This is a genomic window from Limnohabitans sp. WS1, from assembly GCF_003063265.1.
Taxonomy (GTDB): Bacteria; Pseudomonadota; Gammaproteobacteria; order Burkholderiales; family Burkholderiaceae_C; genus Limnohabitans_A.
Map to the genome: position 1 here is coordinate 95570 of NZ_NERU01000001.1, position 21592 is coordinate 117161.

General features: G+C 58.5%; 21 protein-coding genes. 12 read left to right on the top strand and 9 right to left on the bottom strand.

The features are described 5' to 3' along the window. Nucleotides 1-50 precede the first annotated feature (50 nt). From groL to B9Z48_RS00365, 3 genes are all read right to left on the bottom strand, one after another. Nucleotides 51-1700 carry a chaperonin GroEL gene (gene groL / locus B9Z48_RS00355; protein WP_089953464.1) on the bottom strand — a complete coding sequence of 550 codons (1650 nt, stop codon included), beginning with the start codon at nucleotides 1698-1700 and terminating at the stop codon, nucleotides 51-53. 81 nt (nucleotides 1701-1781) lie between these two features. Continuing rightward, nucleotides 1782-2069 carry a co-chaperone GroES gene (gene groES, locus B9Z48_RS00360; protein WP_089953461.1) on the bottom strand — a complete coding sequence of 96 codons (288 nt, stop codon included), beginning with the start codon at nucleotides 2067-2069 and terminating at the stop codon, nucleotides 1782-1784. Nucleotides 2070-2227: 158 nt separating this feature from the next. Next, on the bottom strand, nucleotides 2228-2824 hold the full coding sequence (locus B9Z48_RS00365) for a helix-turn-helix domain-containing protein (protein WP_108376801.1): 597 nt from the start codon (nucleotides 2822-2824) through the stop codon (nucleotides 2228-2230). 185 nt (nucleotides 2825-3009) lie between these two features. Between B9Z48_RS00365 and B9Z48_RS00370 the strand changes: the two genes are divergently transcribed. Together B9Z48_RS00370 and B9Z48_RS00375 are read left to right on the top strand one after the other, a co-directional pair. Beyond that, nucleotides 3010-3840 carry a lysophospholipid acyltransferase family protein gene (locus B9Z48_RS00370; RefSeq protein ID WP_108376802.1) on the top strand — a complete coding sequence of 277 codons (831 nt, stop codon included), beginning with the start codon at nucleotides 3010-3012 and terminating at the stop codon, nucleotides 3838-3840. Then, on the top strand, nucleotides 3840-4727 hold the full coding sequence (locus tag B9Z48_RS00375) for a lipid A biosynthesis acyltransferase (protein WP_228769091.1): 888 nt from the start codon (nucleotides 3840-3842) through the stop codon (nucleotides 4725-4727). The genes B9Z48_RS00370 and B9Z48_RS00375 overlap by 1 nt, the downstream gene beginning before the upstream one ends. Here the strand turns inward: B9Z48_RS00375 and B9Z48_RS00380 are convergent. After that, nucleotides 4697-5653: an alpha/beta fold hydrolase gene (locus B9Z48_RS00380; RefSeq protein ID WP_108376803.1), complete on the bottom strand. Its 957-nt coding sequence runs from the start codon at nucleotides 5651-5653 to the stop codon at nucleotides 4697-4699. The two genes, B9Z48_RS00375 and B9Z48_RS00380, sit on opposite strands and share 31 nt — an antisense overlap. A gap of 51 nt (nucleotides 5654-5704) precedes the next feature. Continuing rightward, entirely contained in the window at nucleotides 5705-6376 is a 672-nt protein-coding gene (gene yihA, locus B9Z48_RS00385) for a ribosome biogenesis GTP-binding protein YihA/YsxC (protein ID WP_108377149.1), read from the bottom strand. A 237-nt stretch (nucleotides 6377-6613) separates the two neighbouring features. Here yihA and B9Z48_RS00390 point away from each other — a divergent pair, with 237 nt between their 5' ends. The 3 genes from B9Z48_RS00390 to ccsB all read left to right on the top strand — a co-directional run bounded on the left by B9Z48_RS00390 (nucleotide 6614) and on the right by ccsB (nucleotide 10880). Continuing rightward, nucleotides 6614-7246: a cytochrome c gene (locus B9Z48_RS00390; RefSeq protein ID WP_089953449.1), complete on the top strand. Its 633-nt coding sequence runs from the start codon at nucleotides 6614-6616 to the stop codon at nucleotides 7244-7246. Nucleotides 7247-7446: 200 nt separating this feature from the next. Next, a complete protein-coding gene (locus tag B9Z48_RS00395; RefSeq protein ID WP_108376804.1) occupies nucleotides 7447-9573 on the top strand; it encodes a cytochrome c biogenesis protein ResB in 2127 nt (708 codons plus the stop codon). After that, on the top strand, nucleotides 9570-10880 hold the full coding sequence (ccsB, locus tag B9Z48_RS00400) for a c-type cytochrome biogenesis protein CcsB (protein WP_089953445.1): 1311 nt from the start codon (nucleotides 9570-9572) through the stop codon (nucleotides 10878-10880). The genes B9Z48_RS00395 and ccsB overlap by 4 nt, the downstream gene beginning before the upstream one ends. A gap of 18 nt (nucleotides 10881-10898) precedes the next feature. On the opposite strand, the gene B9Z48_RS00405 is transcribed toward ccsB, so the two are convergent. Beyond that, nucleotides 10899-11294 (bottom strand): response regulator transcription factor, encoded by a 396-nt coding sequence (locus B9Z48_RS00405; RefSeq protein WP_108376805.1) that lies wholly within the window; start codon nucleotides 11292-11294, stop codon nucleotides 10899-10901. 197 nt (nucleotides 11295-11491) lie between these two features. Here B9Z48_RS00405 and msrP point away from each other — a divergent pair, with 197 nt between their 5' ends. Together msrP and B9Z48_RS00415 are read left to right on the top strand one after the other, a co-directional pair. Then, the gene (gene msrP, locus B9Z48_RS00410; RefSeq protein WP_108377150.1) at nucleotides 11492-12487 is read left to right on the top strand and encodes a protein-methionine-sulfoxide reductase catalytic subunit MsrP; all 996 of its coding nucleotides are present in this window, start codon (nucleotides 11492-11494) and stop codon (nucleotides 12485-12487) included. A gap of 5 nt (nucleotides 12488-12492) precedes the next feature. After that, nucleotides 12493-13092: a sulfite oxidase heme-binding subunit YedZ gene (locus tag B9Z48_RS00415; RefSeq protein ID WP_108377151.1), complete on the top strand. Its 600-nt coding sequence runs from the start codon at nucleotides 12493-12495 to the stop codon at nucleotides 13090-13092. 47 nt (nucleotides 13093-13139) lie between these two features. Here B9Z48_RS00415 and lysA read toward each other — a convergent pair whose 3' ends face one another. Together lysA and B9Z48_RS00425 are read right to left on the bottom strand one after the other, a co-directional pair. Then, complete coding sequence (gene lysA, locus B9Z48_RS00420) at nucleotides 13140-14423, bottom strand: diaminopimelate decarboxylase (protein WP_108376806.1); 1284 nt, start codon at nucleotides 14421-14423, stop codon at nucleotides 13140-13142. Between the two features lie 57 nt (nucleotides 14424-14480). Then, complete coding sequence (locus B9Z48_RS00425; protein ID WP_233260969.1) at nucleotides 14481-14720, bottom strand: lipoprotein; 240 nt, start codon at nucleotides 14718-14720, stop codon at nucleotides 14481-14483. 24 nt (nucleotides 14721-14744) lie between these two features. On the opposite strand from B9Z48_RS00425, the gene cyaY reads away from it, so the two are divergent. Next, nucleotides 14745-15074 carry an iron donor protein CyaY gene (gene cyaY, locus B9Z48_RS00430; RefSeq protein ID WP_108376808.1) on the top strand — a complete coding sequence of 110 codons (330 nt, stop codon included), beginning with the start codon at nucleotides 14745-14747 and terminating at the stop codon, nucleotides 15072-15074. Between the two features lie 72 nt (nucleotides 15075-15146). On the opposite strand, the gene B9Z48_RS00435 is transcribed toward cyaY, so the two are convergent. Beyond that, nucleotides 15147-17399 (bottom strand): penicillin-binding protein 1A, encoded by a 2253-nt coding sequence (locus B9Z48_RS00435; RefSeq protein ID WP_233261007.1) that lies wholly within the window; start codon nucleotides 17397-17399, stop codon nucleotides 15147-15149. Nucleotides 17400-17752: 353 nt separating this feature from the next. Between B9Z48_RS00435 and pilM the strand changes: the two genes are divergently transcribed. From pilM to B9Z48_RS00455, 4 genes are all read left to right on the top strand, one after another. Beyond that, nucleotides 17753-18466, top strand: coding sequence for a pilus assembly protein PilM (gene pilM, locus B9Z48_RS00440; RefSeq protein WP_233260970.1), 714 nt, complete (start codon nucleotides 17753-17755; stop codon nucleotides 18464-18466). Further along, nucleotides 18466-19104, top strand: a complete 639-nt coding sequence (locus B9Z48_RS00445) for a hypothetical protein (protein ID WP_108376811.1) — start codon at nucleotides 18466-18468, stop codon at nucleotides 19102-19104. Before pilM ends, B9Z48_RS00445 begins: the two co-directional genes overlap by 1 nt. A gap of 170 nt (nucleotides 19105-19274) precedes the next feature. After that, nucleotides 19275-20132 (top strand): hypothetical protein, encoded by an 858-nt coding sequence (locus B9Z48_RS00450; protein WP_146186212.1) that lies wholly within the window; start codon nucleotides 19275-19277, stop codon nucleotides 20130-20132. Nucleotides 20133-20260: 128 nt separating this feature from the next. Beyond that, a complete protein-coding gene (locus B9Z48_RS00455; protein ID WP_233260971.1) occupies nucleotides 20261-21547 on the top strand; it encodes a type IV pilus secretin PilQ in 1287 nt (428 codons plus the stop codon). The last annotated feature ends 45 nt before the right edge of the window (nucleotides 21548-21592 follow it).

Below are 21592 nucleotides of genomic sequence, written 5' to 3' on the forward strand. Positions count from 1 at the left end.
TGTGGTTGGCCGGGTGAGGGCGCAAGCCCTCAGTCCAGACAGCGGGGCAATTACATGCCCATGCCGCCCATACCACCCATGCCGCCCATGTCAGGCATGCCGCCGCCAGCGCCGGACTCGTCCTTCGGGGCTTCGGAAACCATGCACTCGGTTGTGAGCATCAAAGAAGCCACAGAAGCGGCGTTCTGCAAAGCAGTACGGGTCACTTTTGTAGGATCCAGAATACCCATTTCGATCATGTCGCCGTAGGTGTCGTTCGCTGCGTTGAAGCCGTAGTTGCCTGTACCGGCCAACACCGCGTTGACCACCACCGATGGCTCGCCGCCGGCGTTGTACACGATCTCGCGCAGAGGCGCTTCGATGGCTTTCAACACCAGCTTGATGCCGGCGTCTTGGTCAGCGTTGTCGCCTTTGATGACACCAGCCATCTGACGTGCACGCAGCAAAGCCACGCCGCCGCCAGCCACGATGCCTTCTTCCACAGCAGCGCGGGTGGCGTGCAGGGCGTCTTCCACGCGGGCTTTCTTCTCTTTCATCTCGACTTCGGTGGCAGCGCCGACCTTGATCACGGCCACACCGCCAGCCAACTTGGCCACGCGCTCTTGCAGCTTCTCGCGGTCGTAGTCAGAAGTGGCTTCTTCGATTTGCACACGCACTTGCTTGACGCGGGCTTCGATGTCACCAGCAGCGCCAGCGCCGTCGATGATGATGGTGTTTTCCTTGCCCACTTCGATGCGCTTGGCTTGGCCCAGATCGGCCAAAGTCACTTTTTCGAGAGTCAGGCCGACTTCTTCAGCGATCACTTTGCCGCCGGTCAAGATGGCGATGTCTTCCAACATGGCTTTGCGACGGTCACCGAAGCCTGGAGCCTTGACAGCGACAACCTTCAAGATGCCACGGATGGTGTTCACTACCAGAGTTGCCAAGGCTTCGCCTTCGACTTCTTCGGCAATGATCAACAAAGGACGGCCAGCTTTGGCCACGGCTTCCAGTGTGGGCAGCAGATCGCGGATGTTGCTGATCTTCTTGTCGAACAACAACACGAAGGGGTTGTCCAGCAAAGCAGCTTGCTTTTCGGGGTTGTTGATGAAGTAGGGCGACAGGTAGCCACGGTCGAACTGCATGCCTTCAACGACGTCGAGTTCGTTGTTCAGGCTCTTGCCGTCTTCCACAGTGATCACGCCTTCTTTGCCCACTTTGTCCATGGCGTTGGCGATGATTTCGCCGATGCTGGTGTCAGAGTTGGCAGAGATGGAGCCGACTTGGGCGATTTCTTTGCTGGTGGTGGTGGCCTTGGTGGCCTTCTTCAGCTCTTCGATCAAAGCAGTCACTGCCTTGTCGATGCCGCGCTTCAGGTCCATGGGGTTCATGCCAGCGGCCACGTACTTCATGCCTTCGCGCACGATGGCTTGAGCCAACACGGTGGCAGTCGTTGTGCCGTCACCCGCGTTGTCAGAAGTCTTGGAAGCCACTTCCTTGACCATCTGCGCGCCCATGTTTTGCAGCTTGTCTTTGAGTTCGATTTCCTTGGCCACGGACACACCGTCCTTGGTCACGGTGGGGGCGCCAAAAGAGCGCTCCAGAACCACGTTGCGGCCTTTAGGGCCCAGAGTCACTTTGACCGCGTTGGCCAAAATGTTCACGCCTTCAACCATGCGTGCGCGGGCTTCGCCGCCGAAAATTACGTCTTTTGCTGCCATTTTTAAGCTCCTAAATTCAGATTAATCAGTTGAGGACAGAGCGAACGGGCGCTTCGCGCGTCGTTCGGTCTGTCCCGCAAATCACTCGACCACTGCGAACAGGTCTTCTTCTTTCATGACCAGCAGCTCGTCGCCAGCCACCTTGACGGTCTGGCCGCTGTACTTGCCGAACAACACGCGGTCGCCGACTTTGACGCTCAGGGCTTTGGTCTCGCCTTTGTCGTTGGTCTTGCCTGGGCCGACGGCCAGGACTTCACCTTGATCGGGCTTTTCAGCAGCCGAGTCGGGGATCACGATGCCCGAGGCTGTTTTGGTTTCGCTTTCGATACGCTTGACGATCACGCGATCGCCCAAAGGACGCAGTTTCATGGAATCTCCTGGATTTGAAACAAGGGTTGAAAAACAAAAGCACCAAAGGGGTGCAGCTGAAATCTGAGGAGAGGGGTGTTGTTAGCACTCATCCCCATCGAGTGCTAATGATAAGGCCATTTCGGTGCATTTCAAGAGGCAGGGTTTTCCGGGAGGCGTCAATGGGTTGGCTTTCGGCTCTCGTGTGCATGGTGGGGGCTGAGCAAATACCCGTCGACCAGATCGGTGCTGATGTCGCCTTCAAACAAGCTCAGGTGTGGCGCTTGGTGCAAGGTGCTGCTGTCGGGCAGGCAGGTGCAGTTGTAAATGACGATGTGTGCTTGCTGCATGCGGGCGTTTTGCAGATGCATGGCCGAGGTGTGCAGCCAGGGAATCCGGGCGTCCATGAAGAAGGCGTCCACATTTTGTGTGATGTCGATCAGGTCCAGTGGGTGGGTCATGACCTTGATGTGGGGCCAGTGCGCCAAGGTGTCCAAGGCCTGTGAGATGTGTTCACCGTCGTGCAAAACGCACACCAGCGAGCGGTCCGGGTGCGCCTCGGGCAGGGGGTAGAGCAGGTTGAAGCCTTGGCCTTTGCAATAGTCGACGACCGATTCGGACAGGATGCGGCGATGGCCACCATGGGTGACGAAGGCCTTGAAGACCCCGCTTTGCACCATGCGCTGAACCGTGCCCACCGACAAGCCCAGGGTTTTGGCCGCTTGGCTGGTGCTGACATAAATTTGTGGATTTTGGGGGTTGTGTGGATTTTTCATCGTGGGGTGCTCGCTTGGATAGGCTTGGGTGTCTTGGGCTTTTTGAGGGTCTTGGCATGGTAGAACGCGCTCGAAGTCTCAGGGTTTCCCAGAACAGGTAGTGCCCATCACACAAACCGGTAAGCGCCTGGCCGGTGTTGCGGTGGTACTGTGGGTTTTGGAGTTCAAGGCAAAATCAGGGTCTTATGCTTCGTTGGTTCAGATTTTTTTCACATTGGCCTTTGTGGGCCTTGCATGTCCTGGGTGTGGCGGGCGGTTGGCTGGCCTGGCTTTTTTCGCCCACTTACCGCCGTCGCATGGGGGCCAATGCCCGTCAAGCGGGGCTGGGTTGGCGCACCTTGGTGGGGGCGGTGGGGCAGGCCGGGCGCATGTCGGCCGAGTTGCCGCGTTTGTGGCTGGGCCAAACGCCTTCGGTGGTTTGGGCCGATGCGCAGGCCGCGGCCGATGCTTATGCTTTGGGGCAAGGGGTGTTGTTTCTCACGCCCCACATGGGCTGCTTTGAAATCACGGCCCAGGCCTTGGCCACGCGGTTTGGTGCGCAATATGGGCCTTTGACGGTGCTCTACCGCCCGGCCAGGCAAGCGGCTTTAGGCGAAGTGATGGCCTTGGCCCGAAACCGCCCGGGTTTGCAGGCGGTGCCCACCAATTTGTCGGGGGTGCGCCAAATGATCAAAGCTTTGCGGGCTGGGCAAGCGGTGGGCTTGTTGCCCGACCAAGTACCGCCCGAGGGCATGGGCGTTTGGGCGCCGTTTTTTGGCAAACCCGCTTACACCATGACTTTGGCGGCCCGTCTGGCTTTGCAAACCGGGGCCAAAGTGGTCTTGATTTGGGGGGAGCGTTTGTCGTGGGGGCGGGGTTATCGGCTGCACACCCAGGCCCTGGACCAGGCCTTGTCAAACGATCTGGAGGCCGCTGTGGTGCAGATCAACCAAGCCATGGAGACGATGATTTTGGCTTGCCCTCAGCAGTATTTGTGGGGCTATGCCCGTTACAAAACCCCTCGCCAGGAGGCTTGATGTCGCAGTTGCTGTTGGTGTTCATGCGCCTTCTTGCGCCTTTGCCCTTGTCTTGGGTCCGAGCCTTGGGGTGGGTTTTGGGCCATGCGCTGTATGCCTTGGCGCACGAAAGAAGACACATTGTTCAGGTCAATTTGGGCCTGTGTTTTCCGCATTTGAGCGGTGCAAAGCGCACCCGCATGGCTCGCCAGCATGTGGTTCGGGTCATGCAGGCCTTGCTGGACCGGTCTTGGTTGTGGCATGGCTCGATGGCGCAGTTGCGTCGGCGTTTGACAGTATTGGGCGACGTGTCGCCACTGCAAGGGGATTCGGCGGTGGTCATGCTGGCGCCGCATTTTGTGGGGTTGGATGCAGGTGGTACCGCGCTCACCATGCTGGGGGGCGTGCGAATGGCCAGCATTTATGTGCCCCAAAGCGCTTTGGCTTTGGACGATTGGGTGCGCGATGGGCGCAACCGTTCGGGGGCTGTGGCTTTGTATTTCAGGCACGGGGGCGTCAAGCCCATCGTGTCTGGCTTGCGCCAGGGCGACAAGCTGTATTTGTTGCCCGACATGGATTTTGGGCGTCAAGAGTCCTTGTTTGTGCCCTTTTTTGGCGTGCAAACGGCCACTGTGCCTTCGTTGTCGCGCTTTGCCCGCTTGGGCCGGGCGCAGGTGCTGTCGGTGGTCACGCGCATGACGGCTTCGGGCTACAGCACCGAGATCGGACCGGTTTGGGCAGATTTTCCCAGCAGCGATGTGCAGGCTGACACCTTGCGCATGAACCAGGCGTTGGAGTCATTGATCCGCACCATGCCCGAGCAGTATTACTGGGTGCACAAACGGTTCAAAACCCGGCCCGAGGGCGAGCCTGGGGTTTATGACGGTGTCGGCGTCAAAAAGGCCTGAATTTCGCCGATCACGCGTGCGGTTTGCTCATGCACCACCCAGTGGGTGGCGTGCTCGATGGGCACCAGCTTCAAGTCGTTGATGTGCTCGTTCAGACCTTCGGTCAGGCAGGGCAGCAGGGCCACATCATTTTGTGCCCACAGCACCAAGGTGGGCACCGTGATGCGCATGGCTTCGGGCGGTATTTGAACGGCCGAGGCCCCCGGGTCGGTGGCCGTGGGTGGGCGCAGGGGCGAGGCGCGGTAGTAATTGAGGCCGCCCTGCAGGCCGTGCTGCCAAACGGATCGGTATTTCTCCCGAACCTGTGAATTGAGCCAGTGGGCTTGGTCGGGTGGACTGGGCCGAGCGGTGAGGGATTGGAGGCTGTGGTCTTGTCCGTCCAAGAAGCCAAACAGGCGCTCAAAATCATGGGCCGCCAATTGTTCGGCGGCATCGTCCTGCACCAAAAAGTTCATGTAAGCACTGGCGGCTTGCTGCTCTGGGTTGTCTTGCAAGGCCTTGAGCAATGGGCCGGGGTGGGGCGAGTTGATGATGACCAACTGGCGCAGGCGCTCGGGTTGTTGGTTGGCCAGGTTCCAGGCCACGGCTCCGCCCCAGTCGTGGGCGATCAGGGCAGCCAGTGGGGCGGAGCCGCATTCGTGCGCGATCAGGGCCAAGATGTCTTGCACCAGGTGTTTGGCGCGGTAAGCCTTGACGTCCTGTGGTGCACTGGAGCGTTCATAGCCCCGCAAATTGGGGGCCACGCAGCGATAGCTCCCGTTTTCAGGCAGAGCAAAGAACGCCATCAAGGGGTCCCAAACCCAGGCACCTTCGGGAAAGCCGTGCAAAAACAGCAACACCGGACGACCCGACTCGCCAAAAGCGCGACAACTGAGCGTGATGCCATGGGGCAGCTCTTGCTGCCAAGTTTGTAAATCTGGGGGCACTGCAGGTCACTCCTTGAGGGACGGTGATGCAGAGCTGTCACCAGCGCCGCCTCACTCGTCCAGGGCTTCGGGTTCTTCTTCGATGGGCGCAGGGGGCTTGGGGGCGAGCACTTCGCCTTGGGCGGGATGCGTCCAGTCCCACAGCAGCTTGGCGACATCGTCCACGCCTTGTTTTTTCAAGGCAGAAAAGAGTTTCACTTCCCCGCCACCGGCTTGCAGTCGCGCAATCGACAGGGCCTTGGCTTGCTCGGCGCGGGTCAGTTTGTCGGCTTTGGTCAGGATGATCAAAAACTTCAAGCCCTCTTCGACACGGGGGCGGATCACTTCGAGCAAGATGTCATCGAGTTCGGTCAGCCCGTGGCGCGGGTCGCACATCATGACGATGCCTTTGAGGTTCTCGCGGCTGACCAGGTAATTGGCCATGACTTGTTGCCAGCGCAGCTTGTCCATTTTGGCGACGGCCGCATAGCCATAGCCGGGCAAATCCGCCAGCACCGCATCGGTGACGCCCTGTTTGCCCAGTGCAAACAGGTTGATGTGCTGGGTGCGCCCTGGCTTTTTGGAGGCAAAAGCCAGCTGTTTTTTTTGCGTCAAGGTGTTGATGCAGGTGCTCTTGCCGGCGTTGGAGCGGCCCACAAAAGCAATTTCAGGGGTGTCCATGGCGGGCAGGTGGTGCAGCTGTGCGGCGGTGGTCAAAAACCGGGCAGTGTGCATCCAGCCCATGGGGGTGACCTGGTGGGGTGCGGCAGGCGAGGTGGCGTCGGTGCTCGCTGCAGCCTCGCTGACCGAGGGGGCTGTGGGACGGGTGGTCCGGGCGGCCAACCGCTTGGCTGGGGTTCTGGCGGGGGCGCGAACGTGGGGGCGGGAGCTCATAAATCAGGGATACCTCAGGTCGTCAGGAAACTGACGCGGACCTCATTGTAGAATCCTTGAGTTTTGCGCCAACTCTTGGATCACGCCATGAAGTCGATTTCCTCTTTCCTGATCACTGTTTTGTCGGCCTCTTTGATGGCCGGTTCTGTTTTGGCCGCCGACCCGGCACCCAAAGCTGCCAAGCCCGATTTGGCCAAAGGTGAAGCCATTTACACAGCTGCTTGTGTGGCCTGTCACGCAGCCGACGGCAACTCTGGCACACCGGTCAACCCCAAGTTGGCCCAGCAGCACCCCGAATACCTGATGAAGCAATTGGCCGAATTCAAATCCGGCAAACGCGCCAACGCTGTCATGAGCGGCATGGTGGCGGGTTTGAGCAGCGACGACATGCGCAACATCAGTTATTGGCTGGCCTCCAAACAAGCCAAACCTGGCTTTGCCAAAGAAAAAGACACGGTGGCATGGGGTGAGCGCATCTACCGTGGCGGCATTCCTGACCGTCAGATCGCCGCTTGCGCCAGCTGCCATTCGCCCAACGGGGCCGGCATGCCATCGCAATACCCCCGTTTGTCGGGTCAGCATGCCGAATACACCGCTTCGCAGTTGGTGCAGTTCCGTGAAGGCGTTCGCAAGAACAATGTGCAAATGACCCAAGTGGCCGCCAAGATGAACGACCGCGAAATCAAGGCGGTGTCCGACTACATTGCCGGTTTGCGCTGAGGTTCTTGCCGGGAGATGACCCGGGTGTGTGTCGCTTTTGCCCTGTGGACTTCAGGGGGTTTTAGGGCCTGAATCACATCATTGGGGCACAATTAAGAACCGGCTGATATGACATGCACCAAGGCCGGTTTTCCGGCCTTGAACGTTTTTGGCGGGCTCTGTCCCGCCATTTCCTTGTCTGCTTCATTTTGATACACCCCATGACGACTGTTGCACCCCGCCTTGAATCCGAGCGCGGCTCGCCCCGAGGGCAGGCCGTGATCGAGTTGCTGTCGTCCATGCGGTTTGCCATTTCTTTGTTGACGATCATCTGCATTGCTTCGGTGATTGGCACGGTGCTCAAACAAAACGAGCCCAGCAACAACTACGTCAACCAGTTCGGCCCCTTTTGGGCCGAAGTGTTCACCACCCTCAAGCTCAACACGGTTTACAGCGCTTGGTGGTTTTTGCTGATTCTGGCCTTTTTGGTCATCAGCACCAGCCTGTGCATTGCCCGCAACACGCCCAAAATCCTGGTAGACCTTAAAAACTACAAGGAAAACATCCGCGAACAAAGCCTCAAGGCGTTTCACAACAAGGCCGAAGGCTCGCTCAACGAGTTGCCCCAAGCTGCCGCCCATCGTTTAGGGGCCTTGCTGGCCACGGGGGGCTGGAAAGTCAAACTGCAAGAGCGAGACACCCCGGCGGGCAAGGGGTGGATGTTGGCGGCCAAGGCCGGTGCAGCCAACAAAATCGGCTACATCGCGGCGCATTCGGCCATTGTGTTGGTGTGTGTCGGGGGCTTGCTGGACGGCGACCTGATGGTCCGTGCCCAGATGTGGTTTGGTGGCAAGGAAATTTACAACGGCGGCGGCCTGATTGCCGATGTGCCCGCGCAGCACCGACTGTCTGAACGCAATCCGGCTTTTCGGGGCAATTTGCTGGTGGCTGAAGACACGGCCTCGGGTACGGCCATCCTGAACCAGTCCAATGGCATTTTGTTGCAGGATCTGCCCTTTGTGATTGAGCTCAAAAAGTTCATTGTGGAGTACTACTCGACCGGCATGCCCAAGTTGTTTGCCAGCGACATCATCATCCACGACAAAGCCACGGGCGAGAAACAAGAAGCGCGTGTCGAGGTCAATCACCCGGCCAGCTTCAAGGGCATCAACATTTACCAGTCCAGTTTTGACGATGGGGGCTCCACGGTCAAATTGCAAGCCGTGCCCATGTCAGCGGCGACCCGCCCCTTTGAGGTGGAAGGCACCATTGGCAGCAGCACCGATCTGAGCAACGGGACTGAAAAATTGAGCCTGGAGTTCACCGGCTTGCGTGTCATCAACGTGGAAAACCTGTCGGGTGGTCAAGGACCCAATGGCCAAGCGGTGGATGTGCGCAAAGTCGACTTGGGCAGTGCGATTGAGCAGCGACTGGGGGCTGGTCACAAAACCACCCAAACCAAGTCTTTGCAGAACGTGGGTCCCAGTGTGAGTTACAAGCTGCGTGACGCCGCTGGCCAAGCTCGCGAGTACAACAACTACATGTTGCCGGTGGATGCGGGCGATGGTGTGCCCGTGTTTTTGCTGGGCATGCGCGAAGTGCCCAGCGAGCCCTACCGCTATTTGCGTCCACCCGCCGATGAGAATGGCGAATTGCTGGGCTTCATTCGCTTGCGGGCGGCTTTGGACACGCCCGAGTTGCGCAACCGCGCAGTGCAGCGATATGCCAGCAAAGCCGTGGACCCCAAACGCCCTGAGTTGACCCAGCAACTGGCCGATTCGGCGGCCCGTGCCTTGGGCCTGTTTGCTGGTTTGGAGAAAGTCAACGGCAAGTCGTCTTCGGGTTTGCAGGCCTTGGCCGATTTCCTGGAAAGCAATGTGCCGCAAGACGAGCGTGCCCGGGCGGGTGAGATGTTTGTGCGCATCCTGAACGGGGCCTTGTTTGAGCTCGATGCCGTGGCACGCGAACAAGCGGGAGCTAAGTCGATGCCTGAAGACAAGGTGCAAGGATTCATGTCGCAGGCCGTGCTGGCTTTGTCCGATGCGCCTCTTTATCCAGCACCCATGACCTTCTTGCTCAAAGATTTCAAGCAGGTCCAAGCCAGCGTTTTTCAGGTGGCGAGAGCCCCAGGCCAGTCGATCGTTTACTTGGGCTGTGCCCTTTTGATTTTGGGTATTTTTGCAATGTTGTATGTTCGTGACCGACGCTTGTGGGTGTGGCTGTCACCCCATGGCGATGGCACCCATGCGACGATGGCTTTGTCATCCAACCGCAAGACGATGGATGTTGACCGCGAATTTGACCAATTGACCACCCGCTTGTTGGGTCGTTCCGAGAAAAAATCATGACCACTGTCACCTTGAATCCCGGTTATTTTTCGACGCGCTCTGCCCTGGACTGGGGTTTTGCTTTGCTGGCCTTGCTGGGCACGGTCTTTGCATTTTTGCGCTACCAGCCGTCGATGGATGTTTACGAGCAAGCCATTTTGTTGTTCAGCTGGCCTGCTGTGGTGTGGCTGGCCTGGTTCTGGCGGCCCTTGCGCACGCTGATGCTGGTGGTGACCGGCCTGTCCTTGTTTGCCATTTACCTGTACCAAGGTGATTTGGCTCGGGCTGAGCAGGTGTTCTTTTTGAAATACTTTTTGTCCAGCCAGTCGGCCATCTTGTGGATGAGCATGGTGTTTTTCATCAGCACCGTTTTTTACTGGGCTGGGGTCTTTGTCCGCGGTCAAAGTGACTCCTTGGAGTCCTTGGGGTCGCGCATGGCTTGGGTGGCCGTGGCATTGGCCTTGATTGGCACCTTGGTGCGTTGGTACGAAAGCCATCAGTTAGGCCCAGACATTGGTCACATTCCTGTCAGCAACTTGTACGAAGTGTTCGTGATGTTTTGCTGGATGACAGCTGCTTTTTACCTGTATTACGAAGCCCAATACAAAACACGCGCATTGGGGGCTTTTGTCATGCTGGTGGTCAGCGCCGCCGTGGGATTTTTGCTGTGGTACACCTTGGTGCGTGAGGCGCACGCCATTCAACCTTTGGTGCCTGCCCTCAAAAGCTGGTGGATGAAGCTGCATGTGCCCGCGAACTTCATTGGTTATGGCACCTTCGCCTTGGCGGCGATGGTCGCTTTTGCCTACCTGATCAAACAACAGGCGACCGAAACAAGTTGGTACAAGCTGGCACCATTGTGGGTGCTGGGCATTGTGTTGTGCTTTGAGCCGGTGGTGTTTCGCAAGGCACCAACCGAGGAGGGCAGCGGCTATTGGATGGTGTATTTCGGCATTTCGGCCTTGATCGTGGCGGGGATTTTGGCTGGGCGTCGTCGCATTGCTGAGCGTTTGCCGTCTTTCGAGATCTTGGACGATGTGATGTACAAGTCCATCGCCGTGGGCTTTGCCTTTTTCACCATTGCCACTGTGCTGGGGGCTTTGTGGGCTGCTGAGGCTTGGGGGGGTTACTGGAGCTGGGACCCTAAAGAAACCTGGGCCTTGATCGTTTGGTTGAACTATGCAGCGTGGCTGCACATGCGGCTCATGAAGGGTTTGCGCGGCACGGTTGCCGCTTGGTGGGCCTTGGTCGGTTTGGGCATCACCACATTTGCCTTTTTGGGCGTCAACATGTTTCTGAGCGGTTTGCACAGCTACGGCACCCTGTGATGCCAGAGTCGGCTTGACTCAGGTTGGCTTGTTGCTGACCTGAATTTGTTTTTCCAGGCCCGCTTCGATGGCCTTCAACAACTCCATGGTGTGAAAAGGCTTGGACAGGAAGGCGATGGCGTCAGAGCGCTGAGCAGCCTGCGTTTCATGGGGCAGGCTTTCTCCGCTCATGAAAATCACGGGAATGTCATCGCCCGTTTCCCTCAAGCGAATTTGCAGTTCAATGCCTGACATTTGCGGCATGCGCACATCGAGCAGCATGACCCGGGGGGCACTCGCTTTGGAGGATTTCAAATACGACGCGCCTCCGTCATGGGCTCTGACCTTGAAGCCATGCGACTCCAACACCATCACCATCATTCGGCGCACGTCCTCGTCATCGTCGACGACTTCAATGAGGGCAGGAGGTGACATAGGGATAGAGGATAACTAAAAATCAATTTTAGCGAAATAAAGATTCAATTTTTTTGACTTGTTGGTTTTTGATTATTCATGTTTGGCGAAAGTGATGGACTGGAAAAGTCAGGGCAGAAGGCTTTTGAGGCAGTAGGCTGCACAAGGTGACGATACCGTTCAAAATCAAGCAATCGCTTCATTTCTTCGGCAAGATCATGCTCATCATAAATTCAGATAACGGTTTTCAACACCCTGTAGCCAGCGAGATCACACCAGTTGATGTTTATCGCTCGCGCCGCGAGGTGGTGCGAAACATGGCACTGGGCACAGCGGGGCTGGCTCTGGCCGGTTGGGGGCAGCGCGAGGCCCATGCGCAAACGGCGCGGCCTGGCAAGTTGTCAGTTTTTGCCGCCGGCAAGTCCGCAGTGCTGGGGGCCAACACCATGGAGAAACCCACTCCGTATGAGGATGCCAGCACCTACAACAACTTTTACGAATTTGGCACCGACAAGGCCGATCCAGCCAAGCGTGCCCATACCCTCATCACCGACCCATGGAGTGTGGACATCGAGGGCCTGGTCAAGAAGCCGGGTCGTGTTTCGCTGGAAGAGCTTATGAAGTGGGGAGCCATGGAAGAGCGCATTTACCGATTGCGCTGCGTGGAAGGCTGGTCGATGGTGATTCCATGGGTGGGCTATTCACTGGCCGACCTCATTCGGCGTGTGGAGCCCTTGCCAGGGGCCAAATTTGTGGAATTTGTCACACAGGCCGACCCCAAGACCATGCCGGGTTTACGCTCTAGCGTGCTGGATTGGCCCTATGTGGAAGGCCTGCGCTTGGATGAGGCCATGCACCCGCTGACCTTGCTGGCCTTTGGCATGTATGGCGAAGTCTTGCCCAAGCAAAACGGCGCACCGCTGCGCCTGGTCGTGCCTTGGAAATACGGTTTCAAGAGCGGCAAGAGCCTGGTCAAAATCCGATTCACCGACAAACAACCCGTGTCTTCGTGGGAAAAGGCAGCGCGTCAAGAGTATGGGTTTTATTCCAATGTGAACCCGCTGGTGGACCACCCCCGCTGGAGCCAGGCCACCGAACGCCGGATTGGCGAAGACGGCCTGTTGGCCAAAAAACGCAAAACGCTCATGTTCAATGGCTATGAGCCGCAGGTTGGTCAGCTCTACGCCGGCATGGATTTGAAGAAATTTTTCTGATGACCATGAGGGCTGCATTGCGCCACCCTGCGGCCTGGTGGGCGCTGCTGTGGGTAGGGCTGATGCCCCTGGCCTGGCTGGTGTTGCAGACGCTGCAAGACCAGTTGGGCCCCAACCCCGCCGAAGCCTTGATCCGCGCCACAGGCGATTGGACCCTGCGCAGCCTCTGTGTGGTGTTGGCCGTGAGCCCTTTGCGCACCTGGCTGGGCTGGCCCGAACTGCTGCGCTTTCGGCGCATGCTGGGTTTGCTGGTGTTTGCTTATGCCAGCCTGCATCTGCTGTGCTACGCCTGGTTTGACATGGGATTTGACCTGGCCGACACCTTGCAAGACCTCTTCAAGCGCCCCTTCATCTGGCTGGGTTTCAGTGCCTTTGTGATCTTGCTGGCGCTGGCCGCCACCTCTTTCAACCGTGCTGTGCGATGGCTGGGCGGTAGGCGTTGGCAGCTGCTGCATCGGGGCGTTTATGCGGTGGCCGTGCTGGCCGTGATGCACTTTTGGTGGATGCGCGCGGGCAAACAGGACTTTGATGAGGTGCTGGTCTACGCGGGCATTTTGGCGGTTTTGCTGGGCTGGCGCGTGCTGCGTTTTGCACGGCGAGCCTGAGTGCGCCATCGGACGCTGTACAGCCGGTTCAGGCTGCACAGGGCATTTCAGACCAGCTGCTCCAGCGCAAAGGTGTCAAACGCCGATTCGCGCTGGCGAATCAGGTGGGCCTGTGTGCCATCGACCAGGATTTCGGCAGCGCGGCCCCGCGTGTTGTAGTTGCTGGCCATGCTCATGCAGTACGCGCCTGCCGACAGCACGGCGAGCGCATCACCCGCTTGCACCAGCATCTGACGGTCGCGGCCGATCCAGTCGCCGCTTTCGCACACGGGGCCAACCACGTCATAGACTTCGCCATCACCTGAGCGTGGCGTCACCGGCACGATCTGGTGGAAGGCCTGGTACATGGCCGGGCGGGGCAGATCGTTCATGGCGGCGTCGACGATGCAAAAGTTCTTTTGCTCGCCGGGCTTCAGATACAGCACTTCGGTCAGGCAAACGCCCGCATTGCCCACCAGTGAGCGGCCGGGTTCGATCATGAGCTGGCGCTGGCCGTAGCCGCGTGCATCCAGCTTGGCCAGCAGCTGCGCCCACAGCGCATCGGCCTCAGGCGGGGTGTCGCCGTTGTAGTTGATGCCCAGGCCGCCGCCAAAGTCGATGTGGTGGATGGGGATGCCCGCTGATTCGACCTCGGCCACCAGGTCCAGCACGCGGTCCATGGCGTCCAGATAGGGCGTGCTGTCGGTGATTTGCGAGCCGATGTGGCAGTCGATGCCCACCACCTTCAGGCCGGGCAGGCTGGCCGCGTGGCGGTATGCCCGCAGCGCGTCTTCGTGGGCGATGCCGAATTTGTTGCCTTTGAGGCCGGTTGAGATGTAGGGGTGGGTTTTGGGGTCCACATTGGGGTTGACGCGCAGGCTGACCGGGGCTTGTTTGCCCAGGCCCATGGCCACGTCACTCAGCACATCGAGTTCGGCTTCGCTTTCGACGTTGAAGCAGCCAATGCCCACTTGAAGGGCCTGCTTCATTTCGGCGCGGGTCTTGCCCACGCCAGAAAAGATCACCTTGGCCGGGTCGCCGCCCGCAGCCAGCACGCGCGCCAGCTCGCCGCCCGAGACGATGTCAAAGCCGCAACCGGCATCGGCAAACACCTGCAAGATGGCCAGGCTGGAGTTGGCCTTCATGGCGTAGCAAATTTGCGCCTGACGTCCGGCAAAACCGCGCTGGTAGGCGGCCAAGGCCGAGAGCATGGCGGCTTTGGAGTACACAAACAAGGGCGTGCCGTGTTCACGGGCCAGCTCAGACAGGCGCACGCCTTCCACATGCAGCTGGTCGCCCAGAAAAGCGATGTGGGGTTGGCCGGGCAAAGTAGCGTTGATGGGGGTGTTCATGGCGCAGGCGTGGGGCAGTGTGAAGATGGACGGGGTGGTGGCCGGTCAGAGTTTGATTCAGCGCACAGGTGAGGCAGGTGTTGGCAAGGCCGGGGCGGGGGCAGGTGGAGATGATGTCGCAGGTGCTTGCCCAGAGGGTCCGGGTGTGACGGTGTGCCAGGGGTTCAAGCTTTGGGGCAAGCTTGCACGGCCCGCCGACTCCGGTGCAGTGGGCAAAAACAAAGGGCCTTTTTGCCCGCAGGCGCTCAGCACAGCCGCACCGCCAACAAGGACATGCAGCATGACTAGAATCTTCATTACCTTCAACATCCTGCGATTGTAATGACCGACCTTGAATTCATGGACCAAGCCGAGCGCCTTTTGAGTGGCATAGAGCAATCTTGCGATCGGCTGAACGACGACACGGATGCCGATGTGGACAACCAGCGCGTGGGCGGCATGGTCACCCTCACTTTTCCAAACCGCAGCCAGATCGTGGTCAACCTGCAAAAGCCGCTGCATGAGGTGTGGTTGGCCGCGCGTTGCGGCGGTTTTCATTACCGCTTTGATGGCGCTCAGTGGATGGACACCAAGGGCCAAGGGGAGTTTTGGGACAGCTTGTCACGCTACGCCAGTGAGCAAGCGGGGCTGCCTTTGAAATTTGCCGCTTGAGGGCTGTCTAAGCCCTTTGGCGGTGTCCGATGTCGGGCCATGGCAGGCCTGACGGCTTGCCGTGGCCTGGGGTCAGTTTCTGAAGAGGTCGAGAATCCGGTTTCTTTCTTCAGCGGGTGGCAAGGATGCCGGTGTTTTGGGGGTCGATTCCGTATTGGTGCCCAGTGAGTTGACGCCGCCACCCCGTGCGTATTCATCGTAAAGCCATTCGCCGCCGATGTTCACCAGGCCCTCGGGAGCCATGGGTTCAGCTTGGGGCAAAGTGCGCAGGGCTGTCTCCATGAAATTGATCCACACAGGCAGACTCAAGCCACCACCGGTTTCACGGTCGCCCAGCTTTCTGGGGGTGTCGTACCCAATCCAGACCACAGCAGCCAATTGTGGATGGTAGCCCGCGAACCACGCGTCCATGGCATCGTTGGTGGTGCCTGTTTTGCCGTAAATGTCGCTGCGATGGAGGGTGGCTTGTGCTTTGGCCGCCGTTCCTGAGCGGGTAACTTCCTGCAGCAAACTGGTCATCACGTAAGCGTTGCGTGACGAGATGGCGTGGGGCGTGTCAGGCGTGATGGCTTGTGGTGGGCTGTCCACCAAAATACGGTCTTTGTAATCGGTGATGCGGGTGATCAGGTGCGGTTGTACACGGTAGCCGCCATTGGCAAACACGGAGTAGCCCGTGGCCATTTGCATCACGGTGACCGAGCCGGCCCCCAGTGCCATGGTGAGGTAGGGGGGGTGCTTTTCGGCATCAAAACCAAAACGACTGACCCATTCTTGGGCGTTGCGTGCACCCACTGATTGCAGCACACGGATGGACACCATGTTTTTGGACTTGGCCAAGCCTTTGCGCAAGCTCATGGGGCCGTCAAAGGTGCCGTCGTAGTTTTTGGGCTCCCAAGGTTGGCCACCGGTGACGCCACCATCAAAAAACAAGGGCGCATCGTTGACAACCGTGGCTGGCGTGAACCCTTTTTCGAGGGCCGCAGAGTAAATGAAGGGCTTGAAACTGGAGCCCGGTTGACGCCAAGCTTGGGTGACGTGGTTGAACTTGTTTTTGGTGAAGTCAAAGCCACCCACCAGCGCCCGAATGGAGCCGTTTTGTGGGGTCACGGCCACAAAAGCGCCTTCGACTTCAGGCAGCTGCGTGATCTCCCAGCCCCCTTTGGCCATTTGCACAATGCGGATGACCGCACCTTTGCGGATTTGTTTGGCCGCCGGGGCTTTGTCGGCCAAACCCGATTGAACGGGTTTGAGTCCATCGCCCGTGATGGTGATCTGTTCACCGTTTTGGCGGATGACCACCACTTTTTTGGCCGACGCTTCCAGCACCACCGCAGACATGACGTCACCGTTGTCTGGATGGTCGTCCAAAACATCGTCGATGGCCTCTTCGGCCTTTTTGGGGTCGCTGGGCAGGTCGATGAATTTTTCCGGGCCCCGGTAGATTTGACGTCGCTCAAAGTCCATGAGGCCTTGGCGCAGGGCCCTGTAGGCGGCCATTTGCTCACCCGATTGGATGGTGGTGTAAACGTTCAAGCCCCGGGTGTAGGTGTCTTGTCCGTATTGGGCAAAAACCATCTGGCGCACGGTTTCTGCCACATGTTCGGCGTGCAAAATTTTCTTGTCACCCGAGGACCGCAATTTCAGGGGCTCGGCTTTGGCTCGCAAGGCTTGCGATGCCGTGATGAAGCCGTTTTCTTCCATGCGCTCAATGATGTAGAGCTGCCGAGAGCGTGCGCGTTTGGGGTTGTTGATCGGGTTGAGTGCAGAGGGCGCTTTGGGCAAACCTGCCAGCATGGCCGCTTCGGCAATGGTGATGTCCTTGAGGGGCTTGCCGAAATAAGTTTCGCTGGCGGACGCAAATCCATAGGCCCGATGGCCCAGGAAAATCTGGTTCATGTAGATTTCCAGAATTTGGTCTTTGCTCAGCAGGTGTTCGAGTTTGTAAGTCAGCAAAATTTCGTAAATTTTGCGGGTGAAGGTTTTTTCGGATGACAGGTACACGTTGCGTGCGACCTGCATGGTGATGGTGGATGCGCCCTGACTTTTGGCGCGTCCAATGTTGGCGATGCCCGCTCGCAAAATGCCCAGATAGTCCACGCCCCCGTGCTCATAAAACCGGCTGTCTTCAATGGCCAAGACGGCGTCTTTCATGACGCGGGGTATGTCCTTGATGGGGGTCAGGTTGCGGCGTTCTTCGCCAAATTCGCCAATCAGCTGACCGTCCGCGGTCAGCACGCGAAGCGGCAACTTGGGTTTGTATTCGGCCAGATCGGAAATGTCCGGCAAATTCGGGTAGGCCACCACCATGGCCACCCCCACGACCATCAGCAAGCAAAACAACGCCGCTGAGGCCAGGGTGGCAACCCAAATGGCCAATTGAGCGAGCCAAGCAAACAGGCTCTTGGAGCCTTTGTTTGGGCCGGCCTTGGTGGAGGAGGGCTGGTGTGAGTCGGTGGTGGGCATGAAAGATTGGAGGCTTGCCCAGCGGGTTGCCGAACTGAGCGCATTATAAAAATCTCTGGTCCCAGGTGTGGATGGGTTGTTTGATTTGTGCGTACTTTTATTTTAAAAAAACAAGCTTGAACTTGTGATTCATGTTACAAAAGCTTCATTGACGCAACTTTTGAGGCTTTGAGCCGAGGAAATTCATGCAAGCCTGGTCCATGTTTTGGCGAGGGATGTCGGTGAGACCCGTAAGGCAGGCCTGGGGTTTGGCCAGCCATGGGCCGTCTTGGAGCTTGGTGGGTTTGAACTTGCTCACGCCTGAGTTGATCAGTGTTCACACCAGTATTCAATGGTCTCCCTCCCAAGACGAGACTGTCTGGCCGGGTTTGGGCAAGTGTTTGCGTGAAGCCGGAGCGCTGCGTGGGCGGCAACAGCACCGGGTGAGCATGGCGCTGTCGAGTGAGCAGTGTGTTTCAGGGGTGTTGGAGCTACCCGCTCATCTGGTCGCCGACGAATGGGCCACCGAAGTCCAGTTGGAGGTCTCGCAATTGCTGGGCAAGCCCGCCGATGAAGTTCATTTTGATTTTTATCCTGAAATCCAAACCCACGAAGCTGTCCAGCGAGTCCATTGGGTGGGCTGCACGCAATCGCAAATAGACGACTACAAAATTTGCACACGAGCGGCCGGGTGGCAGCTCGAGAGTGTCGAGCCTGCCGTGTTGGCCGCACAAAGGGCGGTTGCCGCTTTGCAAGGCGGCATGGGCAGTGTGTTGACCCAGTCCACACAAGATTGGCAATTTCGCGTGCAATCCGTCAAAGAGTTGGCGGCACAGATGCAGGGGCACCCGCTGGATTTGATGGCCGAACCAGGACTGCATCAAGCCATGAAAACAGAGGCAGGGGCGCGACTGATGGCGGCGGGTTTGGCCTTGAGGGTGTGGTTGTGATGGCCGCCTTGAATTTGCTCAATTACCCCGGTTTGGACCGGCAACGCAGACGATTTCATCGGCGATGGACCTTGGCTGCGGGCGTTGCAACAGGGAGCTTGGTGGGCTTTTTGCTGCTGCATTGGAGTGATTCATACAGGCTGTTTTTGCAGCAAGAGCAGCAGCGCCTGAATGCCCACGTCAGCGCACAAAAACTGCAACAGCAAGCGGCCAATCAATCGAAACTTCAGCAAGGCCAAGGGCAACTGCAGTTGCAGCACTTGCAACAGGTGGCAAAGCAGCACAAGGCATGGGAGGCATTGAATCGCGCCTTGCAACAAGAGGCTGCCCAGGGTGGATTGCAATTGTTGAGTTTGCAGTTGACCTCCGATCGTCTGGAGTTGCAGGGCCGAGCCAAAGACCTCAACAGCATGAACCAATCCAGAGAGCGGCTGTCGCAACAATTGCCTTGGGTCTTGAGCTTGACCCGGGCCCAGTTTGTCGCCGATGGGCTTGGCTCCAACCCGAGTCCAGTGCTGCCCGACCGTTCGGCTGCCGTGGAGTTTGTCTGGCACGCCGATGGGCTGGGGCTGGGGGCCCGGTATGAAAAACCCGGTGCTGCTTCGCCCTCAGGCTCCCCGGAAAAGGCTTCGCCATGAGGGCCATGGCGCAGCATTCCAGCTCATTGCAAAGTATCCGGTCTCAGTCATGGACAGGGCTTTGGCAGCTTTGGCGATCTGAAGGCCCCAGTTGGCTGCAAAGACAAGCTCGGCGGATCTACCGGCGGTGGGTGTATGCCTGTACGGCTTTTTTTGCGGTGCTGTTGGTGATGGGGCTTTGGCAGGCCGAAACTTTGGAAGAACTCTGGCAAGCCCAGGGTGTGTTGGCCGATTTGCGTGTTCAGGTGGCGACGCAGCCTCGTGACTTGCCTGGAGCGTCAGACTCGGCAAAGGGGGAGGCGGCCCAGGCGCTGTCACAGAGCTTGGCCCATTTGCCGGGCGTGTCGTCGCGGTCACTGCTTTGGCCTGCTTTGCAACAAAGCTTTGAGCGCCACCGTTTGGAGCTGTTGTCCCTGCAACCTGTGAGTGACAAAGTGGCCGCGCCCTTGTCCAGTCAGGCCGTGGCCTTGCGTTTGAGGGGGCGCTTTGACGATTGGGGACGTGCCTGGACCGCCTTGAGTGAAGGCATGCCCGTGTGGACGATGGAGCGTTTGCGCATCACCCCACAAGCCCATGCGCCGTGGGTCGACATCGACGTGCTCTTGCGTGTTTGGTTGCGTGCAGACCAGGATGGGGACAAGGCATGGCGAGGACAAACCGTATCCAACACGGTGAGCACTCAGGGACCGGCCCTGTTTTTTCATGGTGCGCCCGCGGGTTCTGAGATGGTCATGGCGCTTGCGCCTGCAGGACTCGACGGTGCATTGGCAGCGCCACAAACCGCAGCGGTGGATTCGCCTGATCCCAAGCACTGGCCCATGGCAGGGGTGCGATTGTTGGGCGTATGGCATGGGCCGCAGACCGTCCACGCGATATTGGCGTTCGGGCCGCATTGGGTCAGCGCTCAGGTGGGGCATCGCGTGAGCCAGGAGGGTCACCGCTTGGTGGCCATTGGCGATCAGGCGGTGAGCTTGCGTGCAGGTCTGGAACCCGTCAGGGTGTTGACTTTTGATAAGGCCTTCAAATGAAACAGATGGTTCAGCGTTTGACGGTGTCTGCCATTTTTTTGTGCACGGTGGGGACAATGGGGGCTTGGGGGGCGGAAGTCAGACCCGATGTTGAGCGATCAGCGTCTTCCGGCGGTGTGGCGTCCCCAATGCAAACGATCAGTTTGAATTTTCAGAACATCGACATCAAGACCTTGCTCCAGGTGTTTGCCGATTTCACAGGCCTGAATTTGATTGCCACCGACAGCGTCAGTGGCCAAGTGACCGTGCGCTTGACCGAAGTCCCCTGGCCTCAAGCCTTGCAAATTGTGCTGCAGTCCAAGGGTCTGGCTTCGCGGCAAGAGGGCCGAGTGCTGTGGGTCGCACCGCAAGAAGAATGGGCCTTGCGCGAGAAAAAACAACTCGAAGCACAAGCCGCCCTGGAGGCCGTCAGCCCCCTTCAATTGATGACCGTGCGTTTGCAATATGCCCGCGCTAGCGAGGTGGCCCAGCGTTTGCAAGGAGGGGGACTTGCACCGGGCGGCAGTGGGGGGCGTTGGCTCAGCAGTCGGGGCAGCGTCTTGTCGGAGCCTCGCACCAATCAGTTGTTTGTGTCTGATTTGCCCGCCCGTTTGGCCGATGTGCAAACGCTGCTGGCGCAGTTGGATGTGCCGGTCAGGCAAGTCCTGATCGAGGCCCGAATTGTCGAGGCGGATGACCAGTTTGGTCAGTCATTGGGCATCAGGTTGGGTGCCGGTCTGGCGGTGCCTTTGCGCGTGAACAACCGCAGCAACACCTTGGCCCTGGGGGCCACCAACTCGGCCACCGGGGCGGGGGTGGTGACCGGGAATCAGGTGAATTTTCCGGCCGGGTCGGCTGGGCAGACCCTGAATACGCCCGCCAATTTTGCCGTGTCACTTTTTAACGCTGCGGCAGACCGTTTCATTAATGTGGAAATTTCAGCTTTGGAAGCCGATGGTCGTGGCAAGGTGGTCTCGCGCCCCAGGGTGGTGACGGCCGATCAAACCAAGGCCCTGATCGAGCAGGGCACCGAATTGCCCTACCAAACGGCTTCGGCCAGTGGTGCCACATCGATCACCTTTCGCAAGGCCAATTTGAAGCTCGAGGTCACGCCGCAAATCACCCCAGACGGGTCTGTGGTGCTGGATGTCGATGTCAACCGAGACAGTGTGGGGCAAATCACGCCCGCTGGGTATGCGATCAACACCAAGCACGTCAAAACTCAGGTGCGTGTAGAAGATGGCGGTACCGTGGTGCTGGGGGGCATTTACGAAGAAACAGACCGCAACAATGAGTCCAAAGTGCCCGGTTTGGGCGATGTGCCCGGCTTGGGTTGGTTGTTCAAGAACCGAGATCAGGCACAGCGCAAAAGCGAGTTGCTGATTTTCTTGACGCCTCGGGTCATGGCCGATGACCCGGCGCTGACCCCACCTTGAGTCGCACATTCCGCACAGACGTTCAGGCGTCTCAGTGTGGGCAAT

What these genes read in the sequence shown, in the direction of transcription:
- cyaY (WP_108376808.1), top strand. Translation starts at nt 14,745, where the DNA reads ATGACCGACCTTGAATTCATGGACCAAGCCGAGCGCCTTTTGAGTGGC.
- B9Z48_RS00390 (WP_089953449.1), top strand. Translation starts at nt 6,614, where the DNA reads ATGAAGTCGATTTCCTCTTTCCTGATCACTGTTTTGTCGGCCTCTTTG.
- groES (WP_089953461.1), bottom strand. Translation starts at nt 2,069, where the DNA reads ATGAAACTGCGTCCTTTGGGCGATCGCGTGATCGTCAAGCGTATCGAA.
- B9Z48_RS00375 (WP_228769091.1), top strand. Translation starts at nt 3,840, where the DNA reads ATGTCGCAGTTGCTGTTGGTGTTCATGCGCCTTCTTGCGCCTTTGCCC.
- B9Z48_RS00455 (WP_233260971.1), top strand. Translation starts at nt 20,261, where the DNA reads ATGCAAACGATCAGTTTGAATTTTCAGAACATCGACATCAAGACCTTG.
- groL (WP_089953464.1), bottom strand. Translation starts at nt 1,700, where the DNA reads ATGGCAGCAAAAGACGTAATTTTCGGCGGCGAAGCCCGCGCACGCATG.
- B9Z48_RS00415 (WP_108377151.1), top strand. Translation starts at nt 12,493, where the DNA reads ATGAGGGCTGCATTGCGCCACCCTGCGGCCTGGTGGGCGCTGCTGTGG.
- B9Z48_RS00450 (WP_146186212.1), top strand. Translation starts at nt 19,275, where the DNA reads ATGGGGCTTTGGCAGGCCGAAACTTTGGAAGAACTCTGGCAAGCCCAG.
- pilM (WP_233260970.1), top strand. Translation starts at nt 17,753, where the DNA reads ATGTCGGTGAGACCCGTAAGGCAGGCCTGGGGTTTGGCCAGCCATGGG.
- B9Z48_RS00395 (WP_108376804.1), top strand. Translation starts at nt 7,447, where the DNA reads ATGACGACTGTTGCACCCCGCCTTGAATCCGAGCGCGGCTCGCCCCGA.
- B9Z48_RS00435 (WP_233261007.1), bottom strand. Translation starts at nt 17,399, where the DNA reads ATGGTCGTGGGGGTGGCCATGGTGGTGGCCTACCCGAATTTGCCGGAC.
- B9Z48_RS00405 (WP_108376805.1), bottom strand. Translation starts at nt 11,294, where the DNA reads ATGTCACCTCCTGCCCTCATTGAAGTCGTCGACGATGACGAGGACGTG.
- lysA (WP_108376806.1), bottom strand. Translation starts at nt 14,423, where the DNA reads ATGAACACCCCCATCAACGCTACTTTGCCCGGCCAACCCCACATCGCT.
- B9Z48_RS00370 (WP_108376802.1), top strand. Translation starts at nt 3,010, where the DNA reads ATGCTTCGTTGGTTCAGATTTTTTTCACATTGGCCTTTGTGGGCCTTG.
- msrP (WP_108377150.1), top strand. Translation starts at nt 11,492, where the DNA reads ATGCTCATCATAAATTCAGATAACGGTTTTCAACACCCTGTAGCCAGC.
- B9Z48_RS00445 (WP_108376811.1), top strand. Translation starts at nt 18,466, where the DNA reads ATGGCCGCCTTGAATTTGCTCAATTACCCCGGTTTGGACCGGCAACGC.
- ccsB (WP_089953445.1), top strand. Translation starts at nt 9,570, where the DNA reads ATGACCACTGTCACCTTGAATCCCGGTTATTTTTCGACGCGCTCTGCC.
- B9Z48_RS00425 (WP_233260969.1), bottom strand. Translation starts at nt 14,720, where the DNA reads ATGAAGATTCTAGTCATGCTGCATGTCCTTGTTGGCGGTGCGGCTGTG.
- B9Z48_RS00365 (WP_108376801.1), bottom strand. Translation starts at nt 2,824, where the DNA reads ATGAAAAATCCACACAACCCCCAAAATCCACAAATTTATGTCAGCACC.
- yihA (WP_108377149.1), bottom strand. Translation starts at nt 6,376, where the DNA reads ATGGGCTGGATGCACACTGCCCGGTTTTTGACCACCGCCGCACAGCTG.